The sequence below is a fragment of the Thermoanaerobacterium calidifontis genome, assembly GCF_055381745.1.
In genome coordinates this window covers 2,584,526-2,596,968 of sequence record NZ_AP042436.1, presented here as the reverse complement: position 1 = coordinate 2,596,968, position 12,443 = coordinate 2,584,526, and the positions used below count along the sequence as shown (strand labels likewise).

The window sequence follows — 12,443 nt, the reverse complement described above, 5'->3', positions numbered from 1 at the left end:
ATGTTTCTATGATTAAGTCATTAGATTACAATACAATACAAGATATCATAAAGGAAGGCGGAAGTGAAGAGAAAGAGCTTAGAGTAAAAGGCTACGAGGTATTCTCAAAAGTGCCAATGCCTATGTGGAAAAGAGTTAAACTGGATGATGTCCACATTCCATACTATAAAGAATACAAAAGTGCAGTCGTCGGCAATGACGCTCAAGAAGGACTTGTGGTGAATCCTTTGACAAAAGCTTTGATGGATGACGATTTAAATGCGATAAAGTCTGCATTGGATCACAATTTTGGCGTTGACGAAAAGTTTAAAAATATGGTATTGGCGTTTTACAATACAGGCTATAGTATAAGAGCGCTGCCAAATTCAAATGTTAAACTGCCTGTCACAGTGAATTACAGTGTAGTTGGCGATGACGACACTATAATTGATTTAAACCTTATTATTGCAGAGAGGCTATCAAACTTGACGGTTGTGTTTGATTTGGTTTCAGATAAAAGAGGATTTCACAATGGCCTTACAGCCGTCATTGCCAAAGATGGCGCAAGCGTAAATATAGTGAAGATTCAAAGGTTCAGTGATGATTCTTCAAATTTTGACAATAATATAATAATAACAGGGAATGATGCTACTGTAAAATGGACGCAAATCGATTTAGGCGGAAAAGTAGATGCTTATGATGTGACGGCAGAATTGGAAGGCGCAGGCAGCAGTGCTTACTTCAGCTCCATATTCTTGGGAGCTTATGATCAAAGCCATGATATGTCATACAAGGTTAATCACATAGGAGTCAGGACAGAAAGCAATGTTGATGTGAAAGGCGCATTAAAAGATAAAGCAAGGGCGGTTTTCAGAGGAAACTTAGACATGAAGCGGGGAGCTAAAAAGGCAAAAGGCAATGAAAGCGAGGTAGTTTTGCTGCTTGATAAGACAGTAAGATCTGACGCAATACCGGCATTATGGTGTTCTGAAGATGACGTGCAGGCAAACCATTCTGCCAGCGCTGGACAAATCGATGAAAATAAGCTTTTCTACATGATGTCAAGAGGTTTAAGCATGGAAGAAGCAAAGCTTTTGATGGTGGAAGCAAGCTTTAATCCAGTAATTGACACACTGCCTGATGACAGTCTTAAGGAGGCAGTTAGAAGTTACATCGGAAGGAGGATTTCTGGCTGATGCTGGATGTTTTAAAGATAAAAGAAGATTTTCCTGTGTTAAAGACGACTCCACACGGGAAAAAGCTCATATATTTTGACAATGCGGCTACGACTCAAAAGCCAATGTATGTGATTGATGCGGTTGCTAAGTATTACAAAGAGTACAATGCCAATGTGTACAGAAGTCCTCATTATCTAAGCGCATTGTCGACGGAAGCTTACGAAAAAGCAAGAGATGCTGTAAGAAGGTTTATAAATGCCAAATCATCTGAGTCAATCGTGTTTACGCGAAATGCCACAGAGTCTATAAACCTTGTGGCATATACATGGGGACTTAAACACATTGGTGAAGGTGATGTGATAGTATTGACGATAGCCGAGCATCACAGCAATATCCTTCCATGGCAGATGGTGGCGGAGAAAAAAGGTGCAAAGCTTAAATACGTTCACCTTGATGAAAATTCCAGGCTTGATTTAGACGAGTTTAAAAGCATTTTGAGAGACGAAAAAGTTAAACTTGTGGCTTTACAGCATTCGTCAAATGTTTTAGGCATCATAAACCCTGTCTACGAAATTGTGAATTTATCGCATGAAAATGGTGCTAAAGTATTGATAGACGGTGCACAAAGCATACCAAATATGAAGATAGATGTAGAAAAGCTTGGATGTGACTTCTATGCATTTTCAGGCCATAAGATGATGGCGCCTATGGGTATAGGTGTCCTGTATATAAAGGAAGATCTTCTGGATGACATTCCTCCGTTTTTAAGCGGTGGAGAGATGATAGACGAGGTTTTTGAGGATCATTCCACATTTGCACCATCACCACTTAAATTTGAAGCAGGTACGCCAAATGTTGAAGGTGCTTACGGCCTTATGAAGGCTATAGAGTACGTAGAGAAAATAGGCCTTGACAATATTTTAAGACATGAGCAAGAGCTTACGGAATATGCTTTAGAGAAATTGTCTAAGATAGACTACGTAAAACTATACGGACCTAAAGATGCAAAAGATAGGACAGGTATAATATCATTCAATGTGGAAAATGTACATCCCCACGATGTGGCTACGATACTTGATCAGGATGGAATAGCGGTAAGAAGCGGTCACCACTGTTGCCAGCCTCTCATGAGGTATTTGGGTGTCCCTGCCACTGTGAGGGCAAGTTTCTACGTTTACAACGATAAAAGCGAAGTAGATGCTTTTGTAGATGGATTAAAAGATGTCAGGAAGTGGTTTAGATGAGCGACTTAAATCAGCTTTACTCAGAGATAATAATGGAGCACTATGAAAATTCTCCCAATAAAAGGGAGATGCATAATCCTACCATAAAAGAAAGAGGCCACAATCCTCTCTGCGGTGATGACATAACGCTGGAGCTTAAGATGAACGGCGATGTTATCGAAGATGCATCATTTGTGGGTCATGGTTGCGCCATAAGCCAAGCATCAACATCAATGATGTGTGACCTTATAAAGGGAAAAGATAAAAAAGAAGCTTTAAAATTGGTGGAAAAATTTATAGACATGATACACAAGAAAGATGTGGACATAGACGACCTTGGCGATGCACAAGTCTTGCAGGGTGTGTCAGACTTCCCAGCCAGAGTAAAATGTGCCTTGTTGGCATGGAAGACACTTGAAAAGATAATATAACAATAAACGCTTTAACTTACGTTAAGGCGTTTTTTTTTATTTTTTAAGCAGGAAATTTTCGATTTATGTAGAAATATCTATATAAATGTCATATTTAGCCTACCTATCAGGATTATCATTTCTTTTAGTCTATATCCTTTTATAATTCATAAAAGAGGTCATGACAAAATGAGAAAAATATTTTTAGTATTTTCACATCAACTTACAAAGGGCCAAATGGAAGATGCTTATAGCACTTTTGGTGTCGATGAATTTATATATCTTCCAGATGACCTTAAAAAAGTATGGACATCTATACCGCCGGAGGAAGAGTCTATACGTCTTTATGTAGATAGGATTGCTGAGTGGATAAAGCAAAATTCTAAAAAAGGCGATTATGTCCTTATACAAGGCGATTTTGGAGCTACATTTTTATTGGTGGATTTCTGCTTTGAAAGCGGATTGATACCTGTATATTCTACGACTGCGAGAGATGCAGACGAAAGGACATTTAATGATGGTACTGTAAAAGTTCAAAGGATATTTAGACATGTAAGATTTAGAAAATATGAGAGGTGGAAATGATGGCAACAAAATTTTTTTCATTTTTAGGTACAGGCAAATATGCTGAATGTAATTATTTGTTGGATGACATAAAAATCGACGCGATTTGCTATGTTCAAGAAGCGCTTATAGATATCTTTTTAAAAAAAGGCATCAAAATAGATGGTATTTACATTTTCAAGACAAAAGAAGCGACTACAGCTAATTGGCTTTCAAATGCAAAGCATCCTGAGAAAAGTGGGCTTTCTGGTGTGCTTAAAAAATACGAAGGCATAGTAAATACTATTGAAGCCGTAGATATCCCATCTGGGGAAATAGAAGAAGAACTTTGGGATATATTTGACAAAGTATTAGGAAAGATAAACTACAAAGATGAGATAATCTTTGACATAACGCATTCGTTTAGATCACTGCCTGTCTTAGCACTTATAATATTGAATTACGCCAAATTCGTAAAGAAATGCGAGATAAAAGGCATGTACTACGGAGCAGTAGAGGCACTTGGAGTCCCATCAAATGAAATTGAGGACAGACTAGAATTAAAAGACAGAAATGCGCCTATATTTAATCTCACCCCTTTTATAAACCTTCTTGATTGGACGGTTGGAATCGACCGCTTCATAGAGGACGGCGACTCAAGGTACATAAATAAGCTTATAGAGCGTGGGAAAGACCAGCTTTTAAAAAAAGGCATGAGAGATGACAAGGATATATTAGAGAAGGTTGGCAAATCGATACAGAATTACACAAACAATGTGGCAGTTTGTAGAGGCAGATCTATATCAAACGATGGGATAGATCTTAAGGAAAAGATAGATTTTGCTTTTAACATATCAGAGAAAAGCTACATAAAACCTATGACACCATTAATAGAGAACATAAAGAATCATTTTGACAATTTTACTGATGATGAAGACAAAAACATGATACAGGTGGTGAAATGGTGCAGAGACCACAACATGATACAGCAAGGGCTTACGATACTGGAAGAAGGCATAATAACTTATTTTTGCAACAAGTTTGGGGTTGATAAATGCAATCAAAAAATCAGAGATGCTGTAGGTCAAGCTCTTTACATAAAGAGGAATAATCTCCCTAAAGAAAAGTGGAAAGACGAGGCAAAAATTTATGAAGATATTGTAAATAACATATTAGAAAGCGAGAATAGTGATAAATTTGCTAAACTGATTTACAATATAAAAGATTTTAGAAACGACATAAATCATGCTGGTTGGAGAGAAAACAGCAAACCGTATAAAACTTTTGCAAAAAAACTTAACAGCTTTATAGCTGATGTAGAAAAAATTATAGAGTGAGGTGATAGCGTGTACATAGATTTCGCAGATGAGAAGGTTAGACATGAGAAACTTCCCGGTGGATATATAAGTTGGGTAGACATTGTTACTGGCACCAATTACTGTATGAAAATGGATGATTATGAAAAGAGATTTAAGAAAATAGCTCGAGACATATCTGTGATGAACAGTGATGAAATATACGAGTACTTGAAAAACGATGTAGACGAAATACCGTACATTAGGCCATACAAAGACAAAAAAGATGTTAAGGCGCCATCTTTAAAAGATGCTGCTACATTGGCTGTTTGTTTTGCGTACGCCTTTGACAGCCGAGAGGAAGTAAGACTTAACATGTATCGTCATTTTTTTGACATAGAAATTTCTCAAAGTGAAAGTGTAAATCTTGCTTTAAAGATGGTAGATATGTTGGCGATTGGAGAAAAATTTGAAGATTCCATAAAGAATGCAGATATAAAGATAATAAAAGGCGGTGTATACAAGACAAAAAAGTACATCGTTGAGAACAATGATATAAAGTGCTTGAGAGGTTCCAGCTATCTTTTAGACAACATAAACAGAGTAAGGATTCCTGATTACTTCAAAGAGAAGTTTATACCAGAGGCTATTATCTACTGTGGTGGAGGAAATGTCTTTGCAGTAGTTCCTGATAATGATATTGATATAGAGTATGACTTAGAAAGACTTTATGAAGATGTGACGATAACAGCTCAAAGTGCCTTTATATCGTACAAAACAACTTTAAAAGATCTACTGAATGATTATAAAGATGTCATAAGAGATTGTGAAGAAATGCTGGAAGACAGGAAAAAGTTAAAGCTGTACTTAAATGTTGATCCAAATTATGGTGATATAAATAAAGGAATAGAAGACAAAGACATGGTGATAAATGAGATAACCCACAAACAGATAGAAAGCAAATCTAAATTGATATGTAAATTCTGTAATTTGAGAGATGCCCACTATACAATTCAGACAAGTGAAGGGGAAAAAGGAGTATGCTTAAGCTGCCTTCACAAAATTGAAGCTGGGACTTACGCTAAAAGTGGATTTCATGAGGAATTTCAGAGAATGCACTTAAAAAGATTTGGACAAGGACAATACGGCGGCAAAAAAGTTCAAGGCTTAGACGAGATTGGGGCTTTTAAAAACAATGGATACATGGCATTAATATACGGTGATGGCAATAACTTCGGGAACATAATAAAGAACATAAAAAATGTGTACGAGATGATGTATTTTAGCAGAAAAGCGGAAAGTTCTGCTTTTAAAGCGACATTGGAGGCTATACGGAAAGGGTATGAGGTAGAAGGAGAAGAGATCCCATTTGAAGTTATTGAACTTGGAGGAGACGATATATTCATAATAACCCCTGCAAAATCCAGTTTGATAATGGCGTCAAAGCTTATTGAAACATTTGACATGGAATTTCAAAATAAGTCGGATATTAACAAAAGTGCAAATGTGACAATGTCTATTGGCGTTGCAATAAGCAAATATTCCACACCTATACGGAATATGTTTGAATTGGCCAATAAGCTTTTGAAAAAAGCTAAATCATATTCAAAAAAGATGGACAACAAAATTGGTACTGTTTCATTTGCGGTTTTAGAAAGCAATATGTATTTGGAATTGAATAGGGATAAAGGTAGCAATTATGATTTCATACATCAAGGTATTTTAAATTACACGTGGATTGAAATGACTAAGCTTGTAGACTTGATACTGAAAATGAAAGAAAGCAAAAAGATGATGAAAAACCATATATACAAACTTAGGGATGCTGCAAGCATGATGTTGCCATTGGAGTTTAGGCTTTTTTACATGTATGATAGGTCAAGGTCAAATATAGAAGACTTTGAAAAAGGACTTGTGGAGATAGCCAATGGCTGTTTTGAAGAAGGGCTTTTTAAGTTTTCAGGTGAAAACGGCATGGAATACTACTCGCCATGGTATGATATTACCGAGATTTGGGATTATGTATAGGATTGAGGTGATATTTTGAAAAAGACGTTTAACATAGTTGTAAAATTAAAATCCCCAATGTGCATTGCTACAGGCAGTAGCACTGGCAACCTTGTGGATAAATACTTTATAAAAGATAGGCTCGGAAAACCTTATATACCTGCTTCTACAATGAAAGGGATCATGAGGCAAAATTTCATGTCTTTGATCGATGAAGAACACCGTGATGATATGAAGTGCACGTGCCCTGTATGCAAGGTATTTGGTTCACCTGGGTATAACCCATCTAAGTTGTATATAGATGATTTATTATTAGATGAAAGTAGTGTTAACATTGGCAGCAGGACTATAAGGTATTCAACTTCTGTTGATAGGTATAGAAAAGTGGCAAAAGACAATTCGCTAAACTCAATGGAAATCTATGAAGGTGGTGCATTCAAAGGAACAATGGATTTATACTTAGATGAGAGTACAGAAAAGTACGAAGAACTCATCTTGATATCTTTAAAAATGATAGAAAGCATTGGGGCGGGTAAAAGCAGAGGATATGGATGGGTCCATGTTGATGTTAAGGAGGGGGATGAATGATAAAGGTAAAGTTAAACCTTATTTCACCTCTTATAGTAGGTGCTAGAAACTTGGTAGGGAATTTTTTAACTACTAAAGATTACATACCAGGTGACGTTATAAGGGCAGCTATTGCAAGAGAGATTTTGAGGAATTGTCCACTGCACGATGTAGGAAGACCTGATAAAAATGGCAGGTACAATTGGATATACATAAGAGATCATGAAAAGTGCAGCAGATGTAAGTATAAAGATTGGTGTAGGAATTTTAGCAATATAAGATTTTACAACTTCTATTATGATGGTGCAAGGCCATTTCCGCTTTCTGCAATGAAATGCAAGTATCACATTGACCATGGTCTTGTAGATGTGCTTTTTAATAGAAAGAGTGAATGTCCAAGATGCAAAGAGAGAATGGAGTTTGCTACAGGGTATTATAAAGATGGGAAAATGGTAGATGTCCCTAAGAGGCTTTTTACAAGAACAGCAATCGATCCATACACGAAGACAGCAAGAGATGGAGGATTGTACAGCATATTAGCAATAGAAGAAGGCTTAGAATTTGAAGGGTATGTAGATGGAACAAATGATCTTGAAGAATTTAAAACGCTTAGGATTGGTGCAGATACTTCCAGCGGATTTGGTAAATGCGAGATCGAAATATGTAGTGAAGGTGCAGGAAATGAAGTTGATTTGATAGAAAGAATCGAAAAGTTGAATAAAATTGTCGGCAAAAGGCAGTATGGTGGTAAGACATATAAGACGCTTATAACGCTTGATTTTTATTCAGACATGATACCTGATATAGACTATAATATTCCTTTAAAGACGACAGATGATTACAAAGAATTGTGGAAGAAAATATTAAATCTTGGATTTCAATATGACGTGATAAAAGTTTACTCAGAAAGCAATTTATACAGAGGATACGATACATCAAAACCAACGGATGACATGAGGGAGAAACCATCAGTTTATATAGAAAAAGGCTCTGTCGTTTTAATCGGTACAAATGAAGACATTGATGGCATCAAAGACAAGCTGTATTCTGCGGAGAAGTCAGGTATTGGGCAAAATACTGCAAATGGATATGGGAATGTGAAAATTTGCGATAAAATACATTTGAATGGAGGTAATTAAAATATGAATATAGGCAAAGAGTTAAAGCAAAAGCTGATTGAATATTCAGATGAAATAGCATCAAAAAGAGATTTTTTATCGATTCACGCAAATGATGAAAAAGGAAGAGAAAAAGACAAGATTGGCATATCACAATACAGGACATTGGCTGAAATTGCTTCAAATATCGACTCTTATGATGAATTTGAACTTTACATAAAGTACAAAGAATCAAGGGGCAACGGCTGGAATAGCATCTTTGATGGCATGAAGTATGGAGATAAGATAATAGAATACATGAGGAAGATAAAAAATGATGTACCTGAAGATATTTTGCCAAAGGCTTTAAGTCTATTTTTTGGATATTTGTATTGGCAGTCATCTTACAGAGTAAAGCCAATGAGAAACAATGAGAGTCAAAGCGGCTATTTTAAAAATAGAAATAAGCATTAAAGGATGATAAGAGGTGATGTAGATGTTTGATAAATTTGAAAATAAGTATATTGTGAAAGGTACAATTGTAGCTTTAAAGCCTATTCACATAGGCAAAGGCCAAGAAAGCATGGATCCTACTGAAGTTGATTCACCTGTTATAAAGGATGAAAATGGTCTACCTTTAATACCTGGCTCAAGTCTAAAAGGAGTCCTTAGAAGCTTTGTTGAAAGAGTCCTTTCAAGCGGCGCTTTTGAAGGTTATAGGTCATGTCTAATAGTCAATGATGAACCTTGTGTGAGTGATGACGATGTTAAAAGATTAAAAACTAAGTACGACAAAGATTACAAAAAAATTGCAGAAGAAATATACGAAAGTTCTTGCAATGTTTGTAGGCTTTTTGGCTCAAATCATTTAGCAGCAAAACTTACTATAAAAGATTTAAATTCGATAGATGAAAAGACTTTTTTTGATATGAGAGATGGTGTTGGCATAGACAGAGATACAGGTACTGCGAAAGATGGAAAGAAGTACAATTACGAGATTACTCCATCTGGCACGAGATTTAAGCTTCACATGATAGGGGATAATCTGGATGACGACGATATAGAACTTTTAAAACTTTGCCTAAATGTGCTTAAAAATGGGCAGATATCAGTAGGAGGAATGACAAGCAGAGGTTTAGGAACTATTAAGCTTATTGATGAGAAGATCTATAAAGTCGATAAATCCAATCTAAAGGAGTACGTATCTAATGGTTTAAATGAAGAAATGAGGTGGAATGATGTTTAAAGAACTGCACAATGAAGGATATTTCAAATTTTATTTAAAGACCATGAGCCCTCTTTCAATAAAAGCCGCTGACAACAATGATTTTGATCCGACAGTGCCTGATAACAAATTTTTAAGGTCTTATAAAGATGGTAAGTTAACGGTAGTGATGCCTGGCAGCAGTATAAAAGGTGTATTTAGAAGTAGAGCAGAGAAAAAGTTAAAAGGCTGTGATATATTTGGATCCGAATATTGTGGAAAGAAGCTTAGTAGCAGTATGAATGGAAAAGAGCGGTACAGAGAAAGCTGTCCTGCATGTAAAATGTTTGGCAATACTGCTTTAAAGAGCCGAATTCTATTTAAAGATGCTTATCCAATAGGAGAAGTTAAGATGGGCAAGAGAAAGAATGTTGCCATCGATAGAATAACGGGTGCTTCAAAAGGAAAAGCGTTATTTGAGCCTGAAGTTGTAGAAGATGGCATATTTGAATGCGAAATAAAAATGGAGAATGTGTTTAATTGGCAGATTAAAGTGATTACGGAAATATTAGATGAAATCGATGATGGGTATGTAGTCTTTGGAGGCATAACATCAAGGGGTTTTGGCCGCATGGCTGTACAAGATGTTCAGCTTACAATGAGATACTACGATAGAAAAGACGTATCAGGTTATGAAGATTGTGGATTTTACATAGAGAGAAAGTTTGACAGAGAAACATTAAGAGAAAAATTATCCAAGTTGTCATTGAATGATGAGTGTTTCAGGAAGGTGGAGTTTGATGAAACCTTATAACTTTGTACCTATATTAGGTGCTAAAAAATATGTGAAATCGTCTGAGTTAAAAAGTGGTAAGCTTAGAATAAGCATTGAGGTAGTGACGCCAGTCCATATATTTTCAGGATATTACAATGAAAACGGCAGCACTGTATTTAGAGAATTTGCAAAGTACAATGGAGAGTATATCATACCTGGTTCATCTTTAAAAGGATGCGCAAGGGCCATTGCTGAGAGTGTATCAAGAAGCTGTATAAACACAAAGCAAGACATACGCAAGATTGGGAAAAGTGTAAATGACCAAAATGATTGCATAATATGCGATATGTTTGGCTCATTAGGCAAGAAAAGCAGGTTGCGGTTTACTGATTTGATGCTTGTGAAAGATAATGGCGTAGAAATAATAAACATACCGACATTTTACGAACCAAAGGCAGAAAATAGCCTTTATTATGATTCTAATGGGAAATTTAAGGGAATAAAATTTTACAGCCATGGAGATGCGAATATAATAGAAAAAGGCACAGTACCTTGTGAATTTGTAATGCCGGGCAGCATATTTGAAGGGGAAGTATTTTTTGATGGCTTAGATGATAATGAATTAGATCTCTTGTGTTTTTCACTGGGATTAAGTGGTGATATCTACCTTAAATTAGGTTATGGCAAGCCTGCTTACTATGGCTCTGTAAAGGTGAAATCAATAGACGATCATATTGATGCATCGAAAAGAGCTAATAGGTATGGGGAAAATGATGGTGATGTGGCCAAGAATGTAAAAAGGTTGAAAGAGTTGCTATCTTGGAACAGAAGGCATACAAAGAGCGTTTGGCATACTGTAAACAATCAGAGAGGATACTGAGAGGTGATAAAATGCAAGACGGTATTTATGATATGGCAGTAAATATGGGGCAATACTTTGTAAAAAATAAATTGACGAATATATTAGACATCGTTATAAATCTTTTTGATAGTGCGAAGAAAGCAAGTGCTAATGAAAATGAAGTGAAAACAAAATTTTTTAATATGCTTAATCTTGTAAATAAAGATCCCTTTATGTTAGGCGGCGGGAAATCACAAAAAGAAGCATTTAAAAAGTTTGTAGAAGGGTATCTATCCATTGTGTATAAGTTTAAAAATGAAGAGTGCTGCAATATAGATTTTGCAAGACTTACGACAGATGAGATGATTTATGTTTTGTGCTGGGCTAATAGATATGTAAAGTGTTTTGGACATGATAAAAGACCTTCTTAAAAAGCGGTATCATCCGCTTATTATTTTTAAAAATTTCCATAACTTTAGCAGGAAAATGGAGGATTTTGGAGAATATATTACATTGGAAAAAATTTTAATAGGAATGTGGTGTGGATGTTCTTTTTGAAAATGAGGAGGTATCAAGCGATGAGGGTGGTATTGGAGTTCAGCGGTGACAAAGAGTTGCGCTTGCCTATACAGTACAATCACATAGTGCAAGGCTTTATATATAACAGCATGACAGATGGAGATTTCAGCGCATTCATGCACGACGAAGGATTCAAACATGGGAAAAGGCAGTTTAAGCTATTTACGTATTCGAGACTTGAAGGGGAATTTAGGCTTTTAAAAAGAGATGACAAGATATTGATAAAGCCACCATTTAAGCTTACTGTATCTTCTCCCATTGATGAGTTTATATACGACATTTCACAAAACATATTTAAAAAAGACTTTTGCGTATTCAACAACCAGACATTTAAGCTTAATTCAATAAACATCGAGAATCCACCTGTCTTTAGAGATAAGGCAAGGATAAAGTTTTTGTCACCTGTCGTCACATACTCTACAATCGAGGACAAGGGTGTAAGGTATACTTATTACTACTCACCTTGGCATGAAAACTTTTCTGATCTTTTATTAAAAAACCTATTAAAAAAGTATGAGGTAATTTATGGTGAGAAGGTAAAAGATCCATATTTTAAGTTTTATCCGATTGGCAACGAAAATGTGAAATATCAAAAAATCATGAAGTACAAAAATACAGTCATAAAAGGCTGGATGGGAATATATGATGTGGAGTGTAACCCGGATCTTTTGAAGGTTGCTTACTACTCAGGACTTGGAGCCAAAAACTCACAAGGTTTCGGATGCTTTGAGATATTGTAAAGGGG

Annotated in this window: 14 protein-coding genes; all 14 read left to right on the top strand. The window is 35.9% G+C overall.

Translation table 11 applies throughout. From position 1 onward, the window contains the following. Nucleotides 1-8: 8 nt before the first annotated feature. The 14 genes from sufD (at nt 9) to cas6 (ending at nt 12,438) form a co-directional block, all read left to right on the top strand. Nucleotides 9-1,175 carry a Fe-S cluster assembly protein SufD gene (sufD, locus tag ACZ42G_RS13300; RefSeq protein ID WP_464850816.1) on the top strand — a complete coding sequence of 389 codons (1,167 nt, stop codon included), beginning with the start codon at nt 9-11 and terminating at the stop codon, nt 1,173-1,175. Continuing rightward, on the top strand, nt 1,175-2,401 hold the full coding sequence (locus tag ACZ42G_RS13295; protein ID WP_274893618.1) for a cysteine desulfurase: 1,227 nt from the start codon (nt 1,175-1,177) through the stop codon (nt 2,399-2,401). Before sufD ends, ACZ42G_RS13295 begins: the two co-directional genes overlap by 1 nt. After that, nucleotides 2,398-2,811 (top strand): Fe-S cluster assembly sulfur transfer protein SufU, encoded by a 414-nt coding sequence (sufU, locus tag ACZ42G_RS13290; RefSeq protein ID WP_464850815.1) that lies wholly within the window; start codon nt 2,398-2,400, stop codon nt 2,809-2,811. Before ACZ42G_RS13295 ends, sufU begins: the two co-directional genes overlap by 4 nt. Nucleotides 2,812-2,979: 168 nt before the next feature. Beyond that, a complete protein-coding gene (gene csx20, locus ACZ42G_RS13285; RefSeq protein ID WP_464850813.1) occupies nt 2,980-3,375 on the top strand; it encodes a CRISPR-associated protein Csx20 in 396 nt (131 codons plus the stop codon). Beyond that, nucleotides 3,375-4,670, top strand: a complete 1,296-nt coding sequence (gene csx2 / locus ACZ42G_RS13280) for a TIGR02221 family CRISPR-associated protein (RefSeq protein WP_464850812.1) — start codon at nt 3,375-3,377, stop codon at nt 4,668-4,670. Before csx20 ends, csx2 begins: the two co-directional genes overlap by 1 nt. Nucleotides 4,671-4,679: 9 nt before the next feature. Then, nucleotides 4,680-6,656, top strand: coding sequence for a Cas10/Cmr2 second palm domain-containing protein (locus tag ACZ42G_RS13275; RefSeq protein WP_464850810.1), 1,977 nt, complete (start codon nt 4,680-4,682; stop codon nt 6,654-6,656). 15 nt (nt 6,657-6,671) lie between these two features. Beyond that, entirely contained in the window at nt 6,672-7,223 is a 552-nt protein-coding gene (locus ACZ42G_RS13270; RefSeq protein WP_085113396.1) for an RAMP superfamily CRISPR-associated protein, read from the top strand. Then, nucleotides 7,220-8,341: an RAMP superfamily CRISPR-associated protein gene (locus tag ACZ42G_RS13265; RefSeq protein ID WP_464850808.1), complete on the top strand. Its 1,122-nt coding sequence runs from the start codon at nt 7,220-7,222 to the stop codon at nt 8,339-8,341. The genes ACZ42G_RS13270 and ACZ42G_RS13265 overlap by 4 nt, the downstream gene beginning before the upstream one ends. A 3-nt stretch (nt 8,342-8,344) precedes the next feature. Next, nucleotides 8,345-8,773: a hypothetical protein gene (locus ACZ42G_RS13260; protein WP_274893613.1), complete on the top strand. Its 429-nt coding sequence runs from the start codon at nt 8,345-8,347 to the stop codon at nt 8,771-8,773. 22 nt (nt 8,774-8,795) lie between these two features. Next, the gene (gene csx7 / locus ACZ42G_RS13255) at nt 8,796-9,545 is read left to right on the top strand and encodes a type III CRISPR-associated RAMP protein Csx7 (RefSeq protein WP_464850806.1); all 750 of its coding nucleotides are present in this window, start codon (nt 8,796-8,798) and stop codon (nt 9,543-9,545) included. Then, on the top strand, nt 9,538-10,317 hold the full coding sequence (locus ACZ42G_RS13250) for an RAMP superfamily CRISPR-associated protein (protein WP_085113391.1): 780 nt from the start codon (nt 9,538-9,540) through the stop codon (nt 10,315-10,317). Before csx7 ends, ACZ42G_RS13250 begins: the two co-directional genes overlap by 8 nt. Beyond that, on the top strand, nt 10,304-11,158 hold the full coding sequence (locus ACZ42G_RS13245; RefSeq protein ID WP_464850804.1) for an RAMP superfamily CRISPR-associated protein: 855 nt from the start codon (nt 10,304-10,306) through the stop codon (nt 11,156-11,158). The genes ACZ42G_RS13250 and ACZ42G_RS13245 overlap by 14 nt, the downstream gene beginning before the upstream one ends. An 11-nt stretch (nt 11,159-11,169) precedes the next feature. Further along, nucleotides 11,170-11,550, top strand: coding sequence for a hypothetical protein (locus tag ACZ42G_RS13240; protein WP_464850802.1), 381 nt, complete (start codon nt 11,170-11,172; stop codon nt 11,548-11,550). Between the two features lie 147 nt (nt 11,551-11,697). Further along, the gene (gene cas6, locus ACZ42G_RS13235) at nt 11,698-12,438 is read left to right on the top strand and encodes a CRISPR-associated endoribonuclease Cas6 (RefSeq protein WP_464850800.1); all 741 of its coding nucleotides are present in this window, start codon (nt 11,698-11,700) and stop codon (nt 12,436-12,438) included. Nucleotides 12,439-12,443 lie beyond the last annotated feature (5 nt).

Bases quoted from the DNA above. Each gene is read 5' to 3' on its own strand.
- sufD (WP_464850816.1), top strand. From the start codon at position 9: ATGATTAAGTCATTAGATTACAATACAATACAAGATATCATAAAGGAA.
- ACZ42G_RS13295 (WP_274893618.1), top strand. From the start codon at position 1,175: ATGCTGGATGTTTTAAAGATAAAAGAAGATTTTCCTGTGTTAAAGACG.
- sufU (WP_464850815.1), top strand. From the start codon at position 2,398: ATGAGCGACTTAAATCAGCTTTACTCAGAGATAATAATGGAGCACTAT.
- csx20 (WP_464850813.1), top strand. From the start codon at position 2,980: ATGAGAAAAATATTTTTAGTATTTTCACATCAACTTACAAAGGGCCAA.
- csx2 (WP_464850812.1), top strand. From the start codon at position 3,375: ATGGCAACAAAATTTTTTTCATTTTTAGGTACAGGCAAATATGCTGAA.
- ACZ42G_RS13265 (WP_464850808.1), top strand. From the start codon at position 7,220: ATGATAAAGGTAAAGTTAAACCTTATTTCACCTCTTATAGTAGGTGCT.
- ACZ42G_RS13260 (WP_274893613.1), top strand. From the start codon at position 8,345: ATGAATATAGGCAAAGAGTTAAAGCAAAAGCTGATTGAATATTCAGAT.
- csx7 (WP_464850806.1), top strand. From the start codon at position 8,796: ATGTTTGATAAATTTGAAAATAAGTATATTGTGAAAGGTACAATTGTA.
- ACZ42G_RS13250 (WP_085113391.1), top strand. From the start codon at position 9,538: ATGTTTAAAGAACTGCACAATGAAGGATATTTCAAATTTTATTTAAAG.
- ACZ42G_RS13245 (WP_464850804.1), top strand. From the start codon at position 10,304: ATGAAACCTTATAACTTTGTACCTATATTAGGTGCTAAAAAATATGTG.
- ACZ42G_RS13240 (WP_464850802.1), top strand. From the start codon at position 11,170: ATGCAAGACGGTATTTATGATATGGCAGTAAATATGGGGCAATACTTT.
- cas6 (WP_464850800.1), top strand. From the start codon at position 11,698: ATGAGGGTGGTATTGGAGTTCAGCGGTGACAAAGAGTTGCGCTTGCCT.